An 18911-nucleotide genomic window follows, 5' to 3' on the forward strand; every position below is an offset into this window, starting at 1 on the left:
GCCTCTACCCCTTCCTGCAGAAATACTTCGTCCGCGGCATCATGCTCGGCTCGGTCAAGCAATAAGGGAACGACGCCGCCAAACTCCCCTCATGAATCCACTCGCACCTGACCACCCTAGGAAAGGAACACTCTCACCATGAGAAACGCAATAACCACGGAGGCCCCGCTGCATAAGCGGCGCCGCCTGTACACCAGCACCGCCATGCTGGCCATCGGCGCCCTGGCGCTGAGCGCCTGCGGCGGCGGTGACGATGACGAGGTAGACGCTGAGGAGCTCATCGAGGAGGCCGGCACCGGCGCCATGGAAGACTTCTCCGCCGGCGACACCTTCGTAGCCACCGAACCGGTGACCTTCACCCAGCTCTACCGCGACCACCCCAACTACCCCATCCAGAACGACTGGCGGTTCCTCACCTATCTGGAGGAGGAGCATAATGTCACCCTGGAGACCTCCAACGCCCCGCTCTCCGACTGGGAGGACCGCCGGTCCCTGGTGATCGGTGCCGGCGATATGCCGGACTTCATCCCCATCTTCAACCCTGGAGATGAGACCCAGTTCGTCGCCGGCGGCTCCCTGCTGCCGGTCAGCGACTACCTGGACCTGATGCCCAACCTCACCGAGAAGATCGAGGCCTGGGAGCTGCAGGGCGACTTCGATGGCCTCTACCAGGCCGACGGCAAGTTCTACATCCTGCCCGGCATCCAGGAAGAGCCGTTCTATGAGTACGGCATCGCCGTGCGGTGGGACCTCTGGGAGGAGCTCGGCTACGATGAGCCCGAATCCTGGGACGAGTTCGCCGATCAGCTCCGCGGGGTCCAGGAGGCCTACCCGGAGATGACCCCCTACTCCGACCGCTGGGAGCTCAACGCCACCCTCAACCAGGCCGCTGCAGGCTTCGGCACTGTGGGCGGCTGGGGCTTCGGCGACGGCATGCAGTATGACGAGAGTGCCGATGAGTTCGTCTACGCCCCCACCACTGACGGCTTCCGCGATATGGTCGGCTACTTCGCCGAGCTGGTAGACGAGGGCCTGATGGACTCCGAGACCCTGACCCAGGACGATGATCTGGCCATCCAGAAGTTCGCCTCGGGACAGTCAGCGGCAATCTTCGCCAATGACCAGGAGATCCTCAACTACCGCGAGTCCATCGAAGAGGTCGGCGAGGAGGACTGGGAGGTGCGCCTGCTGCCCGTCCCGGCCGGACCTGAGGGCAACGTGGTGGCCGGTGGGCGGCTCTGGGGCGGCCTAGTGGTCAACGCCGATGTGGCCGAGGAGGACGACTTCGTGGCCCTGATGCAGTTCCTCGACTGGCTGTACTACTCCGATGAAGGCCTGGAGTACGCCAAATGGGGCATTGAGGGCGAGACCTTCGAACGCGACGGCGATCAGCGCGTCCTGGACGAGAACATCGACATCAATAACCTCAACCCCGGTGCACCCGAGGCCCTGAACACCGACTACGGCTTCCACAACGGCGTCTGGATGCTGGTCCACGGCTCCTCCGTGGACCTGATGAACTCCATGGCCCGGGACGAGGTCATCGAGTTCCGCGAGAAGATGTTCGAGAAGGAGGTCCAGCCGGTGGACCCACCGCGTCCGCTGGACGACCTGGAGCTCGAGCGAGCCAGCATCTCCCAGAACGCGCTGAACGAGGCGACCAACACCAACGTGGCCCAGTTCATCGCCGGCAACCGCTCCATGGACGAATGGGATGACTTCCTCGCAGAGCTCGAGGGCCAGGGACTGGATGAGTACGTCGAGCTGCACAACGAGGCCTACCAGCGGGCCCAGGAGGAGCTCGGCGGCGTCGAGGATGACCTCGAGGACTGATCCTCAAGGATCGTCTTAGTTCAAAGACCGGGTCTCCGGTTCCGCCCAGCTTGAGGCAGTCTGGGCGGGACCGGAGACTCTTCACATGTATAGGATTTCCCCATTATGGATCTGGATCGCGAAGGGCCGCTGACCAAACTCACCAACTTCGTCTACCGGCTGATCGTCATCGAGGTCGCCTTTGTGCTGGTCACTCTGCCGGCGCTGATCGGCATCTTCTTCCTGGAGCAGCACCCCAGCAATATCCCGCTCTACGCTGCGTTCGCCCTGTTCTTCGGCCCGGCGATCAGCGCCGGAGTCTACGCCTGGCGAGCCGACCAGGACGTGGTGCCCTGGCTGCGGTTCTGGAAGGGGTGGATCGAGTCCTTCAAGCAGACCATGGTGGTCTGGATCCCGGTGGTCGGAGTCTGCGCCCTGGTGGCATTCAACGCCGCCTATGCCAATGTGCCGGCCGCTTTCATCATCGGCGGCATCGTCATCGCCGCTGGCGCGGCGATCTACGGGGTGGCGCTGCTGGTGATCATCGCGAACTTCAGCTTCCGCACCCGCGATCTCTTTGCCGTGGTCATGTTCGGCACCGCCCACGCCCCGCTGGCCGCCCTGGGCATCGTCTCGCTCACCATTCTGGCCGGTGCGGTCATTTTCTTCTGGGCAGACTGGGTCCTGGTGCTGCTGGCCAGCTTCATGCTGGTGCTGCTGGCCCGGATCGTGCGGCCGATGCTCATCCAGATCAACGAGGGGCTGGTCAAGCCCGGCCAGGACCCCCTGCCGTGAGGGCCACCAATCCCCTGCTGCCGGGCTGCTATCCGGACCCCAGCATCTGCCGCGCCGGGGACTGGTACTACCTGGTGACCTCCACCTTCGAGATGTGGCCCGGTCTGCCGATCTTCCGCAGCCGGGACCTGGTCCGGTGGGAGCAGATCGGGCACGTCATCGACCGGCCCGATCAGATGACCTTCGCCGGAGTGCAGTCCTCGCACGGGCTCTTCGCCCCTACCATCCGCCACCACAACGGCATCTTCTACGTGGTGTGCACCCGAGTGGGCCAACCCGACGCCCCGCAGCATGGGAACTTCCTGGTCACCGCAGAGGATCCGGCCGCGGACTGGTCGGAGCCCGTCTGGCTGGCCGATGAGGCGGGCACCCCCGTGGACGGCATCGACCCCTCCATCTTCTTCGACTCGGAGGGACGGGTCTGGCTGCACGGCACCCGGCCCGCCCGGTCTCCGGAATGGGACTCCCAGACCGAGGTGTGGCTGCGGGAGTACGACTCAAGCCGCGGCGTTGTCGTCGGTGAGGAGCACATCATCTGGACCGGGGCCGTGCGTGGAGCAGTCTGGGCGGAGGGACCGCACCTGTTCGAACATGAGGGCCGGTTCTACCTGCTGGCGGCAGAGGGCGGCACCGAGATCCATCACGCGGTGTGCATCGCCCGGAGCAGCTCGGTCACCGGCCCGTACCAGGGGAATCGGGCCAATCCGGTGCTCACCCACCGGCATCTGGGCCATCCGGGGCACGGCGCCGGCCCAGAGGTGGTGGGAGTGGGCCACGCCGATCTGGTTCAGGGGCCCGAGGGCTCCTGGTGGGCAGTGCTGCTGGGTATGCGCCCCTACGGCGGCTACCACTACAACCTGGGCCGGGAGACCTTCCTGGTGCCGGTGCATTGGCAGGACGGCTGGCCCGTCTTCGCCACCGGCGAAGGCCAGGTGCCCGCGGAGGTAGACATACCGTTCGCCAATGACGACGCCGCCCCACTCACCTCCCCGCAGCACATCACCGCTGGTCCTGTGCTTGCCGGGGATATGCGCTGGAACTCGCTGCGCGGGCCCTGGGAGGAGTTTGCTGAACCGCAGGGGGCCGGCTGGCGCCTCCGGGTGCAGCCGGCCACGCTGGCCGAGCGCACCACGCCCAGCTTCCTCGGGGTGCGCCAGCAGCATAAGAGCCTGGACCAGGTGGCCGAGCTGGATCTGAGCGAGCTGGCACCCGGGGAGGAGGCGGGCGTCGTGGTACGTCAGTCGGAGGAGCACCACGCCTATCTCTCACTGGAGCGAACCACGGATGGCTGGCTGACCCGCACAGTCCTGCATCAGCCGGAGGGCGATACCGTGCTCAGCGATCGCTCCCTGCCTGCCGCCGCGCTGGATCCGTCAGCCGCCGGGCTGGGACTGCACATCCGAGAGCAGGAGTACACCTTCACCCTGGACGATGAACTATGTGCTGTGGTGGACGGGCGTCAGCTGGACACTGTGACCACCGGCGGGTTCCTGGGCCTGTGGCTGGGCGTGTTTGCCACCAGCCACGGGCGCCACACCAGTTCCTCACTCAGCCTGCGCCGCTTCGACTACGCCCCACTCACCTGAGGCCGAAGCCGGCTTTTTCGAAGACCCTGCGCAGCAGGTGGCGCTTGGCGACCTTGACTGCCTTGGGCCCTACGCGTGAGACCAGGCCGCGGGTCCAGGAGCTGGGTTTGCCGTACTGGGCGAAGTAGTCGGCCAGTATCTGGTCGTAGTTGCGCACATCAGTGGCCACGGCGGCGTCGTAGGTGTCCCAGTGCAGATAGGCGCTCTGCGGAATGCGTGGCTTGATCCCAGCAGGCTCCTGGGGATCCGGGTGGCCGATCTCCAGCCCCAGGAAGGGCACCACATGCGCAGGCGTGCCAAGGATCTCTCCCACCCGTTCGGCGTCATTGCGCAGCGAGCCCAGGTAGCAGGTGCCCAGGCCCATGGAGCGGGCGGCGGTCACCGCGTTCTGCGCGTTGATGCCGATATCGCAGGCACCGACCAGGATTTCATCCAGATACTCGGCCCCGGTGTACTCAACCTGAGGCTTCTGCACCTGGGCGCTCTGGACCGCAGCGCGGATGCGGGAGGTATCGATCAGCCAGACCAGCACCACCGGGGCGGTTGAGATATGTGGTGCCTGCTGGGGACCCCCGACCTCACCCAAGGCACGCTTCTTCTGCGCATCGCGCACGGCCACCACAGAAACCACCTGCTTATTGGAGCTGGTGGAGGCCGACTGCGCAGCCGCGGCGATGGTCCGGATCTGATTCTCGGTGACCTCGCCACCGTGATCCGCCGGCAGCCACCGGCGCACCGAGCGGTGGGAGACCATGGTCTCCAAGGTGGGGTTCCACTCCTCGGGAGTGAACCCGGGCTCGCTGCCCCAGCGGGCACGCAGGTGGTCCGCGGGCGTCGTCGTGGGTGTTGAGGAAGCATCAGTCATGCACACGAATCTACCGAATCACCCCGGCAGCCGGGTGGTCCCTCTACCTCCTAAAGAGTCCCCTCGGTGTACTGCCACTCGATATTCTGGATCAATGTCTCATCTCCGCCGTCGCCATCATCGTGCCCGTATCGTCAGGGATGCCCTGCGCGCAGTGCTCACGGAGGGGAGTTGGCAGGACAGGCCCCTGCCCTCCGAGAGCTGCTTGGCGGACCAATTCAATGTTGGCCGCAATGTGGTGCGAGAGGCCCTCGCACTGCTGACCGCTGAGGGCTTCATTGATCGGCAGCGGGGCACAGGCACTATTGCACGGCATCCGGTCCATATCGTGGCACGCAATAAGCTGAGATCCATGCTGGATTCGACCGCGTTCAAGGCACCAGTCGAGACTAGAGTCCTGCACTGGGAGCGGCATATTGCGGCTCCCATCCAAGCCCACACCCTGCAGATCCCGCAGAGTGAAGAGGTCCTCTTCTTCGAGCGCCTCACCCATACACGCAATGTACCCCTGACCATCTGGTCACATATTGTCCGGGGAGATGTTCAACTGAGTCGGCCACCGGAAGGAAACGTGACCGGGCCCGTGGATCTCTACACCATGCTGGAGCTCAACGGGGCTGAGATCGGCCGTTCCACGATTAGGATCAGCGCGGTTGCCGCAGACCAAGGAATTGCTGAGCTGCTAGCTATCTCCCCAGGCTCGCCTGTGCTCACAGAGTACAGAACAGTGTTCTCCCCCAAGGACCGGCCGTTGAGCATCAGCACGGGATACTTCCGGCCTGACTACTTCTCCTTTATGACCGAACTCTGAGCAGAGGCCCCGTTGGGATCCCGGTACGCAAATGCGGCTCAGGATCCCAACGGGTGTCGACGCTACGATTTACTCGGCGAACCGCATATCTGCGATATCCTCGTAGGTCACCGGATCATCCTCATCCTCTAGAGCCCCCGCACCGCGAACAACGTCCAGCGCCATGGTGATGGATTCCTCCGTCACATAGGGGGTTGAGGGCCAGAGGTCATCAGCGATCGACCTTTCGAAGACCTCGATCACCACATCCTCTTCCAGATTCGAGAACTGCTCCACGGCCACAGCCTGGGCGGTCTCCGGGTCCTCATGAATCACCCGCAGCGCCTCCGCCATAGCGTCCACAAAGGCTTGAGCCGTCTCCGGATCATCCTCATAGGTCGCCAAGGGGACGTTTACCGTCGAATAGGAGTACTCTCCCAGCAGGTCAGGGATACTGAGAATCGGCTCTCCCCACACTCCTTCATTCAGGCCCTCCTGAAGCACGGGGTCGGCAACAAATGCGTAGTCGCCCTCTCCCTGAGCGGTCAGAGTCAGCCGGGCCGCCGAATCAGTAGCCTCCTGGAATGCGTCCAAATCATCGGGAGAGAGACCGACCTCGTTGAGGATATAGCGGGTGATGGAATTCTCCGTGCCGCCCGAGGCACCCGTGACAATCCTTTGCCCCGGGAAGAAATCCTCCAGGTCCTCCATAGTTTCCAGGGCTGGAGCCTCTACGCCGTCACGGGGCACAAGGTAGAGGTTCCCCCGGTTCACCACTGCGGAGATGGCCTTGGTCTCGACACCCTCATTATCCGGGCGGGCTGCCACGTAGCTGTTGTGCTCCGGTCCGCCGATGAACCCCCAGGCCTGGCCCGCCAGCACAGCGTTGATATGGCCCCCACCCTCGGCCACACTGTAGATCTCCACGTCGAGCCCGTGCTCTTCAAAGATGCCCTCATCCATGGCGATGTACATGGGAAGATAGCCCATCATATGCACAGGCTCCGCAATGACGATCTCGGTGAGCTCCTCACCATCTGCTCCGGAATCCCCGTTGTCGCCACATGCGCTGAGGGTTAGTGCCGCCAATGCAGCCGCCGCACAGCCTCGGCTCAGAAAATACCCACGCTTATTCATAATTTCAATCTCCTTATCTTGGTGGTTGAGTGATTCGCCCTACGCCTATTTGCCTCCGGTGAGCTGGTTCCCCAGCCGCCGCTCAAGCGCCCCTACGCCCACATAGAGCACAATGGAGAGCAGCGCCAGGACAAAGACGCCGAGCCACACCATGGCAATGTCATAGGTGCTTCCCGCATAGACGATCCGGTAGCCGAGCCCCCGGTTAGAGCCGATGAACTCACCTACAATGGCACCGGCCAGTGCCAGCCCGATGGTGACCCTGAGCCCGCTGATGATCCAAGGCAGAGTACTGGGAACTACTACACTGCGGAAGATCTTCATCCTGCTGGCACCCAGACTGTTCATCATCCGGATGATGTCCTTGTCTACAGTCTTTGCCCCTGCCGCAGCATTCAGAGCCTGAATTGCCAGCACCAGGGCTGTGGCCAGGGCAATCTTCGACTCAATTCCCACCCCGAAGACGAGAACCACCAGCGGGGCCAGCGCAATCTTGGGCAGCGCCTCAAACATCACCACATAGGGCTCCACTGTCTCCGCATAGGTCTTGGACCACCAGAAGGAGAGGCCCAATGCGGTGCCAATCAGGGTGCCCAGCACGAATCCGGTCACAGCACTGGACATCGTGTAGAGAATGTCCATGTAGAAACTCCCAGAGGCTACCTGCTGGGTCAGGCTCTCCCAGATCCGTGAGGGGGAGCTCCAGAAGAATGGGTTGATGTACCCGAACCGGGCCCCCAGCTCCCATCCCCCTATGACAATAGCCACCAGTCCAATACGCAGGGCATTGACGACTACTGGGTTGGTCCTTCTGCCTTCGGCGGCAACACGACGCCCCCGCGTTCTTTCCTCCGGGGCTTTCGCCTCAAGATCCTGCAGGATCTGAGTCGGGGAGATCCGCGGGTCGGCAGATACCCGTTGATCTGTCTCTGTTGGGGTGGTCACAGGGACACCTCCTCCTTCTTGCGCATCAGAATGGACCGCACCTGCTCCTTGTACTCCGCAAAGGCCGGTGTGGTGGTCACTTCCACCCCCCGGGGCTTCGGCAGATCGATCTCTATCTCTTGCACCACGGACCCGGGCCGGCCCCACATGACATAGATCCGGTCGGAGAGGAGCACCGCCTCATCGATGTCATGTGTGACGAACACAATCGACTTCATGAAAGTTGCCTGCACCTCCAGCAGCCAGATTTGCATCTGCAGGCGGGTCTGGGCATCCAGTGCGCCGAAGGGCTCATCCAGCAGCATGATGGGCCGGTTGAACAACAGTGTTCGCAGCAGAGCCGCCCGCTGCCTCATACCGCCCGAAAGCTGGGCCGGACGCGCTGCTTCATAGTCGCCGAGCCCGTATTCCTTCAGAAGCGGGCGGGCAGCGGCAAGTGCGTCGGCACGGGCAACACCTCTAACCTCAAGCCCCAGAATTACGTTGTCCAGAATGCTGCGCCAGGGCAGCAGCATGTCCTTCTGAAGCATGTAGCCCACATGGCCGGTGGTGCCGGTGACATCCGCACCGTCGATCTCGATGGTGCCCACGCTGGGCGCCTCTAGGCCGGCAACGATGCTGAACAAGGTGCTCTTACCGCAACCGGAGGGGCCGACTATGGACACCAGTTCCCCTGGACGGGCCAAAACGTCCACGGGCTGAAGCACCTCCGTGAGCACCGGCGGCACCTTCGAATCCCTGACCACCTCATAGGACTTGCCCACGCCCTTTACCTCTAAAGTACTCCCCTGTATACCTACGGACACTGCAGGTCTCCTCCTCTGTTTGCGAGCAAAACACACTGCACCCACCCATGGAACGCCTCGGGTGCAAAGTGATGACTTGTGCCCATAGTTCAGTGAGGAGATTTCGCTCCAATCACCTGCTGATTTCCTTCTGGTTACGCCACCGAAGAATCCAGGGAATCTCATCTGACTAGGGGGTTTCGTGAACTACGCCGTCGCTACGCCAGTTGGAAAGCAAAATACTGAAAAGGCACCACTTGTCATGGATCACCGATCGACACGGATTAACGTTGACGAAACATTGCTCCACTTGAATGTAGTTAATTCGCGTCACCCCGTTTACTTCACAAGGAGGAGCCAGCCATGGCCACCCATGAGATCCCCGAGGTATTCAACTACTTCTGGACCACCCGCCACAGTCCTACACTGTCGATCAGCAGCGGGGCTACCATTAGTTTTGATCGGATCCCCGAGGCCTCGGGGGGGCAGTTCGACAGTTACTCCCCCGGGGACCCCGTGCCCGAGCTCGATCTCAATGCCCTGTACCCGATGCTCGGACCCATCTGGGTGGAGGGGGCCGAGCCCGGGGATGTCCTGGAGCTGGAGTTGCTCGAATACGAGTCCCACGGATGGGGATGGACAGCGATCTTGCCCGGCATGGGGTTGCTTGCCGAAGATTTCCCTGATCCTTATCTGCACATCTGGGACTTCGAGGGCAGCTCCACTGCCAACTTCAAGGATGCTGCAGAGGTGCCGGTTCGCCCCTTCCTCGGAGTGCTGGCCAGCACCCCGGACACCGATGAACCGCAGGGGGTCATCCCGCCTGGACCCTTCGGAGGAAATATTGACTGCAGGGACCTGGTAGCCGGCGTCAAAGTCTTTCTGCCGGTTCAGACGCCAGGGGCACGCCTCATGCTCTCTGACCCGCATGCGGCACAGGGCGATGGTGAGGTGTGCGTTTCCGCGATTGAGGCGCCGCTAGGGGGCAGTATGAAAGTCAGCCTCCACAAGGGATGGTCGATCCCCACCCCGCAGTTTCAGACCCCTGGTCCGCTGCGCAGCGGCATCGAGGATTCCGGCTACTACGCGACGATGGGAATAGGCCCCGATCTGATGACCGCCTCCAAAGATGCAGTCCGGTACATGGTGGATCACATCAGCGGGAAGTATGGACTCGACCCAGTGGACGCTTATGTCCTCTCGAGTGTAGCCGTGGACCTAAAGATCACTGAGGTTGTGGATGCTCCGAACTGGGCAGTGAGCGCTTATCTGCCCCTCTCCATCATGAAATGATCCGGGATCAGTCGATGTATAACCAGTCTCGCCATCACAGTTTGGTCAGCTCGCTCCTGGAGGCCCACAGCTATCCCAGTTCCCCCTCCGAGGTCCGGCTTCTGGCATCGGCCTACCCCACAGCCCGCCGTGCGGCTGACTCGCTCTGGCAGGTGGAGATCGATCTGGAAGAGACCCGGTGAGCTCCACTCGGTCATTCCTCACCGATATCAGCCGATCGTTCTGTGCGGGAGAAATCTCAGCTACATCTAGGGTCCAGACCGCCCTGGAGAAGGTCGCAGAGCTGAACGGCCCGCTGGGGATGTTCGTTGCAACCTTCAGCGAGTCTGCGCTCCAGCAAGCTGCCGACCTCGATGACCGCATCCGGTCCGGTTACGCACCGGGTCCGCTGGCTGGTGCTGTGCTCGGCGTCAAGGACATTATCCAGACCAGGGAGGGCCCGACTAAGGCCAATTCCACAACACTGGAAGGGGGCCTGTCGGCCCAGGATGCTCCGGCTGTCGCAGCCCTGCGCCGAGCCGGGGCAATTGTGCTGGGGAAGACCACCACCTCAGAATTCGCAGTGGGTCTCCCCGATGCTGAGATGCAGGCTCAGCTGCCACGGAATCCCTGGAGGCCTCAGCACTGGACCGGCGGTTCCAGCGCAGGTTCTGCCGGTGCGCTGGCGGCAGGGGCAGTGCACTGCGCGCTCGGCAGTGACACCGGGGGGAGTATCCGCACGCCTGCGGCCTATTGCGGGGTCACCGGGCTGAAGCCCACCTACGGGCTCGTACCAACGGCTGGGACCATCCCCTTGGCCCATTCCCTGGACCATGTGGGGCCCATGGCCCGTTCCGCCTATGACACCGCACTGCTGCTCGATGTCCTGGCCCCGGGCCCAGCTGAGTCATATACCTCCAGCCTCTCCGGAGACCTCACAGGTCTCCGGGTAGGCTTTGACCGGCTGCAGGCAGCTCATACCAGTGCCGAGGCCCCGGAGCTCGAGCAGGTTTTCACCTCGGCCCTGGCAGCGCTGGAAGACCGGGGTGCACAGCTCACACCTGTCGAGCTGCCGTATTACCACCAGCTCAGCACTGCGGCCATGGTGACGCTCTATTCAGAGGCCCTTGCCTATCACCGCAGAAGTCTGAGCGCGCAGTGGCAGCAGTATGGAACGCCCACCCGCCTGGCCCTTGCCAGCGGTGTCTTCTACACCGGCGGGGACTACCGCCGTGCGCAGGAGGTCAGGGGCCTTGGGGCCAAACTCATCCACCAGCTCTTCCATTCAGTTGATGTCATTGTCACGCCCACAGCAGGCACCGCAGCTCCCCGGTATGAGGATCTTGACTCCGCCATGGAGACACGTCTGGGCGGAAGCCTCGGACGGGTGTATACGGCCTATTGGAACGCCTTGGGGAACCCAGCAGTCTCCGTTCCCATGGGCTTCTCCTCAGACCGCCTCCCCTTGGGGCTGCAGATCATCGGCAGACACTTCGATGAAAGGGGCGTCCTCAGAGCAGCTGACGCATTCCAGCAGGAGACGGACTGGCATTTGCACCAACCAAACGGACACTGATCACTATGTTCAGCGCAGAACAGCGGCGGCTCATGGGCTTCGGGGGTGCTGCTGAGCTACGCTTGACCGGCAAAGCTGGGGTCGGGGGCGGCTGTCCCGGCCCCAGCCCAGCCCTCCGGCAGCCGGGCCTGCCAGCGCCTGAGGTCAGGAGATCCGCGCCGGGGTGGTGAGCACGCGCTCCCCGGTGACCTGCCGGGTCTCGCCGACCAGGGTGACCTCTCCGGCCAGCGGCAGGTCCCCGGCATTGGGACCGGCCCAGAGGTCGATGGCCCCGGACTCCACGATCCTGGTGTAGTCGACCCCGGTGAAGGCGAAGCGGTCGGCGTGGATCCAGAAGGTGACCTCCTTGGACTCCCCCGGCGCCAGGTTCACCTTGGCGTAGGAGAGCAGCTGGCGCACCGGCCGGGCCACCTGGGCGCTGCGGTCCCCGAAGTACAGCTGGACCACCTCGGCCACCGGCCGCTGCCCGGTGTTGGTGACCTTCACCGAAACGTTGACCGTGCCGTCCACGGCGATCTCGGCGGACTCCACGAACATCTCGGAGTACTCCACGCTGGAGTAGCTGAGCCCGTAGCCGAAGGGGTAGAGCGGGGTGGGGTCCAGGTTGGAGACACCCTCGCTGTTCTGACCCAGGGGCGCGGCGATATAGCCGGCCGGCTGGCCGCCGGGGTGGGCAGGTACACCGATTGGCAGCCGCCCGGTGGGCTCCACCGCGCCGGTGAGCAGATCCGCCAGGGCCGGTCCGCCCTCCTCGCCGGGGAAGAAGCCCTGCACGATGGCTGCGCACTTCCCGGCCACCTCGCCCAGCGCGTAGGGGCGCCCGGAGATGGCCACCAGCACCGTGGGGGTCCCGGTGGCCAGTACTGCCTCGACCAGCTCCTGCTGGGCCCCGGGCAGCTTCAGGTCCTCCACATCGCAGCCCTCGCCGGAGGTCCCCGCGCCGAACATTCCGGCCAGGTCTCCCACGGTGACCACGGCGATATCAGCCTCAGCCGCGCTCTGGGCTGCAGCCTCAATGCCGGCGTCGTCGTACTCCACGATCGGGCAGCCGGGCTGGTAGGTGACCTGGCTGAAGTGCTCGCCCAGGGCGTCGAGGATGGAGGGCATGGGCACCCCGATCCCCTTGTGCGGGAAGGTTCCGGCCGGGTACTTGGCCAGCACGTGGTTGGGGAAGGAGTAGCAGCCCATCATTGTGCGCGGCTCATCGGCGGAGGGACCGACCACCGCAACCTTGCCGGTGGAATCCGGGTTCAGCGGGAGGATGCCGTCGTTCTTCAGCAGCACCAGGGATTCGTGGGCCACCCTGCGGGCCAGGGCGCGGTTGGCCTCAGAGTCCAGGTCCACGGTCTCGTCGATCTGCGGCTCCCAGCTGCCGCCGTCCTCGGGGAGGTCGAGCAGTCCGAGCTCGACCTTCTGCCTCAGCACCCGCCGCACCGAACGGTCCAGGACGGCCTCCTCGAGCTTGCCGTCGCGGACCTGCTGGGCCAGGGTGCGGTAGCCGCCGGTGTGCGGCAGCTCGATGTCCAGTCCGGCGCTGATCGCCAGCCGTGCGGCCTCGGCCTGGTCCTCAGCCACCCGGTGCATCTTCTCCAGGAAGGCCACCGACCAGTAGTCGGCGACCACAGTGCCTTCGAAGCCCCATTCCTCGCGCAGCACCTCGGTGAGCAGCCACTTGGAGGCTGCAGGTGCCTCGCCGTCGATATCGGCGTAGGAGTTCATCACCGAGCCGACCCTGCCCTCGCGCACAGCCATCTCGAAGGGGAAGAGGATCAGGTCGATCAGCTCGCGCCAGCCCATATGCACCGGGGCGTGGTTGCGGGCTGCCCGGGAGGCGGCGTAGCCGGCGAAGTGCTTCAGCGTGGCGATGATGCCGGCCGACTGCAGGCCCTTCACATAGGCGGTGGCCAGGGTGCCGATCACATAGGGGTCCTCGCCGATGGTCTCCTCCACCCGGCCCCAGCGGGCGTCGCGGACCACGTCCAGGACCGGGGAGAGGCCCTGCTGCACGCCGGTGGCGGCCATGTCCCGGCCGATGGCGGCGGCCATCTCCTCGATCAGCTCAGGGTTGAAGGTCGCGCCCCAGGCCAGGGAGGTGGGGTAGACGGTGGCCTTATAGGCGGTGTAGCCGGTCAGGCACTCCTCGTGGGCGATCGCCGGGATGCCGAACCGGTTGGCGGCGATGACTGCCGCCTGCCGCTCGCGCAGATCCTTGGCGCCCTCGTGCACCTCCAGCGGAATGGTGCCGTAGGTGCGGGTCAGGTGGCCCTCCCCGTGCTCGATCTCCTGGGCGAAAGGCAGCTTGCCCGAGGACATCGCGTCCTCCATGGGCGCCACCTCACCCTGGGTGTCGGGGTCCTCGCGCATCTCCCAGTGGGAGCCCAGCTGGGAGACCTTCTCCTCCAGTGTCATCTCGGCCAGCAGGGCCTCCACCCGCTCCCCGGCGGGGAGGGCGGCGTCGTTCCATTTTCCGGTGATGCGCTCGGTCATCAGGGGCTCCTTGCTGAGTGTCTGTGCTGGATGAGGGGTCAACGGGTGGCAGGGACGGTTTACTTGCCGAAGCCGGCGGTCAGGCCGGCAACGATGTAGCGGCGGCCCAGGATATAGGCCACCAGCAGCGGCAGCGCGGAGAGCACCACGGCGGCCAGGGTGGCGGGCACGTTGATGCCGAACTGGCCCTGGTACTCCCAGAGGCTCAGCGGCAGCACCCGCACATCGCGGGACTGGGTGAGCACCAGCGGGAACAGGAACCCGTTCCACACCTGCAGGGCCTGGTAGATGCCCACAGTCATCAGGGCCGGCTTGGCCATCGGCAGCACCAGGGAGCCGAGGATCTTCCACTCCCCGGCCCCGTCGACCCGCATGGACTCGAAGAGCTCATTGGGGATGTCGCGGACGAAGTTCACGATGATCAGCACGCTCAGCGGGATCGCGAAGGCAATCTGCGGCAGGATCAGCGCCCAGAGGGTGTCATAGAGGCCCAACTGCCGGATGAGGTAGTAGACCGGAATGATCGTGGCCTGCACCGGGATGGCAATGCCCAGCAGGATCAGCTGAAACAGCCGGGTGCCGCCCCAGGTGGTGGAACGGGTGATGTAGTAGGCGGCCATCAGCGAAACTGCCAGCACCACCGCGACGGTGGAGGCGGTGACGATCACCGAGTTGAAGAAGAAGTGGAAGAAGTCGTTCTCGATCACCAGCCGGAAGGCATCCAGTGTGGGCTCAGTGCTGGGGACCAGCTGGTTATTGGCCCGCAGGTCCGCACTGGTGCGGAAACTGGTGATGACGATGTAGTAGATCGGCAGGATGATGATGGCCAGCCAGACCCAGCCGAACACCCCGGCAAAGATGTTGGGGGTCTCGCCGGGCTTCTTTGCCTTGCCGCGGTTGGGCTTCCTCACCCCGACGACGCCGCCCTCGGGCTTCTCCGGGTCAAGTGCGGTCCCTGCCTGGGGAAGCTTGGACTCTGTGGATGCAGCATGTGTCATAACGGTTCAGGCACCTGCCTTATCGGACTCCATTTTGGAGGAGCCGGAGATCTTATTGAGGCCCAGCGACATCGTCAGGCCGATGGCCACCAGGATCACAGCGATCACCGAAGCGTGCCCCAGATTATTAGCGCTGAACCCGGTGATGTACATATCCAGCGGGAGAATGCGCACCGCATCTGCAGGCTGGCCCCCGGTGAGCACAAAGATCAGGTCGAAGTAGGTCAATGAGCCCACCAGCATCAGGGTGGAGGAGGTGATGATGGTGTAGCGCAGCTGGGACAGGGTGATGGAGATGAACTGCCGAATCCGGCCTGCGCCGTCGATGGTGGCTGCTTCGTACATATCCTGCGGGATCTGCCGGACCCCTGCCTGGTAGAGCAGTGCGTGGAAAGGGATGAAGCACCAGCCGACCACAAAGATCATTACGTACATCACGATGTCGCTGTTGGTCAGCCAGTCGCTGGGCAGCCAGTCGAAGGGCAACGCGGCAGACATGCCGTAGTAGGGGCTGAACAGCGACTGGAAGGTCAGGCCCACTGCCACCGAGGAGAACAGCAGCGGCAGGAAGTAGAGCACTGAAAGGAAGGCCCGGTAGCGCTGCTGACCTGCCATGAAGACCCCCAGCAGCAGGGCGATGGGCGCTTGGAAGAGGTAGGAGCCCACCACGAACAGCAGGGTCAGGGTCAGCGCCCGCCAGGTGAAGGGGCGGTCGTTGAGCACGGTGTCCCAGTTGTCGGTGCCCACGAACTCCGGGGAGCCCAGGATGTTCCACTCCATGAAGGAGATGACCAGGACACCGCCCAGCGGGATCAGGGCGAAGAGTCCGAAGAACAGCACGGCGGGAAGCGCCATCAGGAACGTGGGTCCCTGGCGGCGCTTCCCGGTAGCTGTGTCCCGGACTGCGGTATCGGTTGAGGCAGTGGCAGTCATTGAGCTTGGGTCAGCTTCTTTCGTCTGTGGTGCGCAGCCGGCCAGTCAGCCTACTGCGCATTCATAGTGTCCACGAAGTCCTGCGGGGTGCTGCTGCCCTGCAGGATCGAGGCCAGGGCGTCTCCGAAGGCCTGCTCCTCGGAGGGGCTGATCGCCTGGTCCCAGGAGAGCTGGAAGTGGTTGGCGTTGGCGGTCAGCTCATTGGCGAAAGTCAGGAAGTCCTCGGCCTCAGTTCCGGCGAAGCGGTCCTCAATATCGTTCAGCGGGGGCAGTGAACCGGCCTCGAGCATCTGGTCGACGGTCTCATCGTTGTACAGGTGCTCGGAGAGATAGCTGAAGGCCACCTCCTGCTCCTCCTCAGAGGCATCCGCGGAGACTGACCAGAAGTTCGCGGGGTTGCCCACGATATTGCTGGGATCGCCCTCGCCATCCTCCAGAACCGGGAAGGAGGTGAATCCGAAGTTGCCGGATTCGGCGAATTCGGGGAAGTCCTGGTTGATGGTGGCGTAGACCCAGGAGCCCTGCAGCAGGAAGGCGGCGCGGCCGTCGGCCAGCAGCTGGGCGTCCTCGTTCTGGTCAGCGGTCACCGCGTTGTAGTTGTCGATGAAGCCGTTCTCACCGAGCTCCTGGATGGTCTCCAGGGCCCAGATGATCGAGGGGTTGTCCCAGGCTCCCTCCTCACCTTCGACGACGCCCTGGAAAGCGCCCTCGCCGCCGTGGCGGTCGGTGAGGTAGGCCAGCCACATATAGGCGGGCCAGATGGACCCGCCGGCCAGGGAGAATGCGTCCACATCGTCCACCCCGTCCAAGGTGGCGATGATCTCCTCGACATCGGACCAGGTCTCGGGCAGGTCCAGTCCGTGCTCGTCAAGCACCTCCTGGTTGTAGTAGAGCACCACCGGCTGTACGTCGTTGAGCGGAACGGCATAGACCTCGCCGTCCACCACGCCGTTCTGCCAGACTGAATCGTGCACGCGGTTCTCGAGGTCACCGGTGTTGCCGTCCAGTGGGACGACCCGGTCCTCCTGCACGTACTCAAGCAGGGCGCCGCCAGTCCAGGACATGATCAGGGTGGGGGCATCGCCGGAGCCGATCGCAGTTCGAATCTGCTGCTTATAGGCGTCATTCTCCAGAGCCTCGACGTCGAGTTCGACATCGTTCTCCTCGGCGAAGCGTTCCAGGTCATCCTGAATGGCTGGCCAGCCGCCGCCGGTGAGCACCCAGGCGGAGGCTCCGTCGTTGCCGCCGCAGGCGGAGAGTGCCAGGAGGGAGGCAGCGGCAATACCGGCGGTGCCGGCACGGAGAGTTCGGTTACGTGACATGAGGCAGTCCTTTCGTTCTCAGTGCGAAAGCCGTGGGAAGGATCTGAGGTGCGAGTGCTTCCTGCAGCCCCGGATGGCCGGGCGCGGACAGGGGAAGCGTCCTCCACGGCGGACGTGATCCATATTTCGTCTTTCCGCAAGACTAAATAGCTCGCAGTGAACGTGTCAAACGACACAGGCCCCTGAAAGGCAGGTCACAGCCGCCGCTTCGCACCCTCATTCAGCGCCTTATTCTGCCCCGGGCTGGGTAGCGTTCATATTCTCGGCGAACTCCTCCGGGGTGATCTGCCCCTGGAAGGCCAAGTCGAGGTTCTCCAGTAGCGCCTGCTCCTGGCTGGGGTCCACCGCCTGGTCCCAGGAGAGCTGGAAGCTGGGTGCCTCCTGCACCGACTCGTAGACGAAGCTGAGGAACTCGCTGTTCTCCGCCTCGGCGATCTGGTCCTCCAGCCCCTCCAGCGGCGGGATGTTCCCGGTGGCCAGCATCTGGTCCACGTACTCGTCATTGAAGAGGTGCTCCGAGAGATAGCTCAGTGCGGCTTCCTGTTCCTCCTCAGAAGCATCAGTGGAAACCGACCAGAAGTTGGCCGGGTTACCCACCACACTGTCCGGGTGGCCCTCACCACCTGGGATGGAGGGGAACCCGGTGACGCCCAGTGCGCCAGAGGCCACAAAGTCAGGCTGTTCATCCAAAAGCCGGGAGTAAACCCAGGAGCCCTGCAGGAGCATGGCGGCGTGGCCGTCGGCCATCAGGTGGGCGTCCTCGTTCTGGTCGGCGGAGAGACCGGTGTAGTTGGGGTCGAAGGCGCCGCGCTGCTCCAGTTCCTGAATCCGCTCAATCGCCTCGATGATCGCCGGATGCGACCAAGCGTCAGCCTCGCCGGCCACCACTGCTTCAAAGGCTTCCGGTCCGCCGATGCGGTCGGTGAGATAGGCCGACCACATCAGCATCGGCCACAGCGAGCTTCCGGCCAGCGCGAAGGGGTAGACCCCGGCCTCGTTGAACTCGGCGATGACGGTGAGCATCTCGTCCCAGTCGGTGGGGACCTCCGCGCCGACCTCGTCGAAGACGTCCTGGTTGTAGTAGAGCACCACGGGCTGGACGTTGTTCATGGGCACTGCGTAAGTGGCGCCGTCGACGATTCCGTTCTCGGCCACCGAGTCGATAAGCCGTTCGTTGAGCTCTGCGGTCTCCTCAGTAATGTCCAGGACGTAATCGCCCTCGACGTATTCGAGCAGGGTCCCGCCGGTCCATCCGACGATGAGGGTCGGCGCTTCACCGGAGCCTACTGCCAGCCGAATGCGTTCCTTGTACACGTCATTGGCGAAGCTCTCGGACTGGATCGCGTGGTCAGGGTTCTCTTCGCTCCATCCTTGGATGTCCTCCTCCACCACAGGCCATACGCCTCCGTTGAGCACCCAGGCAGTGGCTTCGGCGTTCTCCGAGCCGCCTCCGCAGGCGGTGACACCCAGCACCAGGGCGGCCGATGCTGCGGCGGTGCGGCGGATCTGCTGCGTCATTGTGCGTCCTTTCGTCGGGGCCGGCGCCCTGACTTGGCTCATGGTCCGCGATTAGGTGGGGTCGCGTTTGGCTGACCTGGGGGTTTGTGT

At 63.9% G+C, this 18911-nt stretch carries 16 protein-coding genes; 7 read left to right on the plus strand and 9 right to left on the minus strand.

The features are described 5' to 3' along the window. Nucleotides 1-138 precede the first annotated feature (138 nt). From GNZ21_RS01450 to GNZ21_RS01460, 3 genes are all read left to right on the plus strand, one after another. Nucleotides 139-1833 (plus strand): ABC transporter substrate-binding protein, encoded by a 1695-nt coding sequence (locus GNZ21_RS01450; RefSeq protein ID WP_229659603.1) that lies wholly within the window; start codon nt 139-141, stop codon nt 1831-1833. 105 nt (nt 1834-1938) lie between these two features. Continuing rightward, nucleotides 1939-2607, plus strand: coding sequence for a YesL family protein (locus GNZ21_RS01455; RefSeq protein WP_157320710.1), 669 nt, complete (start codon nt 1939-1941; stop codon nt 2605-2607). Beyond that, nucleotides 2604-4193 carry a glycoside hydrolase family 43 protein gene (locus GNZ21_RS01460; protein ID WP_229659602.1) on the plus strand — a complete coding sequence of 530 codons (1590 nt, stop codon included), beginning with the start codon at nt 2604-2606 and terminating at the stop codon, nt 4191-4193. Before GNZ21_RS01455 ends, GNZ21_RS01460 begins: the two co-directional genes overlap by 4 nt. Here the strand turns inward: GNZ21_RS01460 and GNZ21_RS01465 are convergent. Further along, nucleotides 4186-5058: a nitroreductase family protein gene (locus GNZ21_RS01465; protein ID WP_157320712.1), complete on the minus strand. Its 873-nt coding sequence runs from the start codon at nt 5056-5058 to the stop codon at nt 4186-4188. The two genes, GNZ21_RS01460 and GNZ21_RS01465, sit on opposite strands and share 8 nt — an antisense overlap. A 94-nt stretch (nt 5059-5152) precedes the next feature. On the opposite strand from GNZ21_RS01465, the gene GNZ21_RS01470 reads away from it, so the two are divergent. After that, nucleotides 5153-5869 carry a GntR family transcriptional regulator gene (locus GNZ21_RS01470; RefSeq protein ID WP_188503825.1) on the plus strand — a complete coding sequence of 239 codons (717 nt, stop codon included), beginning with the start codon at nt 5153-5155 and terminating at the stop codon, nt 5867-5869. A 69-nt stretch (nt 5870-5938) separates the two neighbouring features. On the opposite strand, the gene GNZ21_RS01475 is transcribed toward GNZ21_RS01470, so the two are convergent. From GNZ21_RS01475 to GNZ21_RS01485, 3 genes are read right to left on the minus strand one after another with little or no spacing between them, the layout of a single operon-like run. Continuing rightward, the gene (locus GNZ21_RS01475) at nt 5939-6985 is read right to left on the minus strand and encodes an ABC transporter substrate-binding protein (protein ID WP_157320716.1); all 1047 of its coding nucleotides are present in this window, start codon (nt 6983-6985) and stop codon (nt 5939-5941) included. Nucleotides 6986-7030: 45 nt separating this feature from the next. Continuing rightward, on the minus strand, nt 7031-7930 hold the full coding sequence (locus GNZ21_RS16140) for an ABC transporter permease (protein WP_157320718.1): 900 nt from the start codon (nt 7928-7930) through the stop codon (nt 7031-7033). Further along, nucleotides 7927-8736: an ABC transporter ATP-binding protein gene (locus tag GNZ21_RS01485; RefSeq protein WP_198345940.1), complete on the minus strand. Its 810-nt coding sequence runs from the start codon at nt 8734-8736 to the stop codon at nt 7927-7929. The genes GNZ21_RS16140 and GNZ21_RS01485 overlap by 4 nt, the downstream gene beginning before the upstream one ends. A 342-nt stretch (nt 8737-9078) precedes the next feature. Here GNZ21_RS01485 and GNZ21_RS01490 point away from each other — a divergent pair, with 342 nt between their 5' ends. From GNZ21_RS01490 to GNZ21_RS01500, 3 genes are read left to right on the plus strand one after another with little or no spacing between them, the layout of a single operon-like run. Then, a complete protein-coding gene (locus GNZ21_RS01490) occupies nt 9079-10008 on the plus strand; it encodes an acetamidase/formamidase family protein (RefSeq protein WP_157320721.1) in 930 nt (309 codons plus the stop codon). A 14-nt stretch (nt 10009-10022) separates the two neighbouring features. Then, complete coding sequence (locus GNZ21_RS01495) at nt 10023-10190, plus strand: hypothetical protein (RefSeq protein WP_157320723.1); 168 nt, start codon at nt 10023-10025, stop codon at nt 10188-10190. Beyond that, the gene (locus GNZ21_RS01500) at nt 10187-11563 is read left to right on the plus strand and encodes an amidase (protein ID WP_157320725.1); all 1377 of its coding nucleotides are present in this window, start codon (nt 10187-10189) and stop codon (nt 11561-11563) included. Before GNZ21_RS01495 ends, GNZ21_RS01500 begins: the two co-directional genes overlap by 4 nt. Before the next feature lie 144 nt (nt 11564-11707). Here the strand turns inward: GNZ21_RS01500 and GNZ21_RS01505 are convergent, their stop codons facing one another. From GNZ21_RS01505 to GNZ21_RS01525, 5 genes are all read right to left on the minus strand, one after another. Then, complete coding sequence (locus tag GNZ21_RS01505) at nt 11708-14050, minus strand: glycoside hydrolase family 3 N-terminal domain-containing protein (RefSeq protein WP_157320727.1); 2343 nt, start codon at nt 14048-14050, stop codon at nt 11708-11710. A gap of 59 nt (nt 14051-14109) precedes the next feature. After that, nucleotides 14110-15048 carry a carbohydrate ABC transporter permease gene (locus GNZ21_RS01510; protein WP_157320729.1) on the minus strand — a complete coding sequence of 313 codons (939 nt, stop codon included), beginning with the start codon at nt 15046-15048 and terminating at the stop codon, nt 14110-14112. 6 nt (nt 15049-15054) lie between these two features. Next, the gene (locus tag GNZ21_RS01515; RefSeq protein ID WP_157320732.1) at nt 15055-15981 is read right to left on the minus strand and encodes a carbohydrate ABC transporter permease; all 927 of its coding nucleotides are present in this window, start codon (nt 15979-15981) and stop codon (nt 15055-15057) included. Nucleotides 15982-16031: 50 nt separating this feature from the next. Beyond that, complete coding sequence (locus GNZ21_RS01520) at nt 16032-17303, minus strand: ABC transporter substrate-binding protein (RefSeq protein WP_157320734.1); 1272 nt, start codon at nt 17301-17303, stop codon at nt 16032-16034. 228 nt (nt 17304-17531) lie between these two features. After that, nucleotides 17532-18821, minus strand: a complete 1290-nt coding sequence (locus GNZ21_RS01525; protein WP_157320736.1) for an ABC transporter substrate-binding protein — start codon at nt 18819-18821, stop codon at nt 17532-17534. Nucleotides 18822-18911: the final 90 nt, after the last annotated feature.

The sequence above is a fragment of the Nesterenkonia alkaliphila genome (assembly GCF_009758175.1).
In the GTDB taxonomy this organism is placed as follows: Bacteria; Actinomycetota; Actinomycetes; order Actinomycetales; family Micrococcaceae; genus Nesterenkonia; species Nesterenkonia alkaliphila.

What these genes read in the sequence shown, in the direction of transcription:
- GNZ21_RS01465 (WP_157320712.1), bottom strand. Translation starts at nt 5,058, where the DNA reads ATGACTGATGCTTCCTCAACACCCACGACGACGCCCGCGGACCACCTG.
- GNZ21_RS01520 (WP_157320734.1), bottom strand. Translation starts at nt 17,303, where the DNA reads ATGTCACGTAACCGAACTCTCCGTGCCGGCACCGCCGGTATTGCCGCT.
- GNZ21_RS01455 (WP_157320710.1), top strand. Translation starts at nt 1,939, where the DNA reads ATGGATCTGGATCGCGAAGGGCCGCTGACCAAACTCACCAACTTCGTC.
- GNZ21_RS01490 (WP_157320721.1), top strand. Translation starts at nt 9,079, where the DNA reads ATGGCCACCCATGAGATCCCCGAGGTATTCAACTACTTCTGGACCACC.
- GNZ21_RS01525 (WP_157320736.1), bottom strand. Translation starts at nt 18,821, where the DNA reads ATGACGCAGCAGATCCGCCGCACCGCCGCAGCATCGGCCGCCCTGGTG.
- GNZ21_RS01475 (WP_157320716.1), bottom strand. Translation starts at nt 6,985, where the DNA reads ATGAATAAGCGTGGGTATTTTCTGAGCCGAGGCTGTGCGGCGGCTGCA.
- GNZ21_RS01470 (WP_188503825.1), top strand. Translation starts at nt 5,153, where the DNA reads ATGTCTCATCTCCGCCGTCGCCATCATCGTGCCCGTATCGTCAGGGAT.
- GNZ21_RS01450 (WP_229659603.1), top strand. Translation starts at nt 139, where the DNA reads ATGAGAAACGCAATAACCACGGAGGCCCCGCTGCATAAGCGGCGCCGC.
- GNZ21_RS01515 (WP_157320732.1), bottom strand. Translation starts at nt 15,981, where the DNA reads ATGACTGCCACTGCCTCAACCGATACCGCAGTCCGGGACACAGCTACC.
- GNZ21_RS01510 (WP_157320729.1), bottom strand. Translation starts at nt 15,048, where the DNA reads ATGACACATGCTGCATCCACAGAGTCCAAGCTTCCCCAGGCAGGGACC.
- GNZ21_RS01495 (WP_157320723.1), top strand. Translation starts at nt 10,023, where the DNA reads ATGTATAACCAGTCTCGCCATCACAGTTTGGTCAGCTCGCTCCTGGAG.
- GNZ21_RS01505 (WP_157320727.1), bottom strand. Translation starts at nt 14,050, where the DNA reads ATGACCGAGCGCATCACCGGAAAATGGAACGACGCCGCCCTCCCCGCC.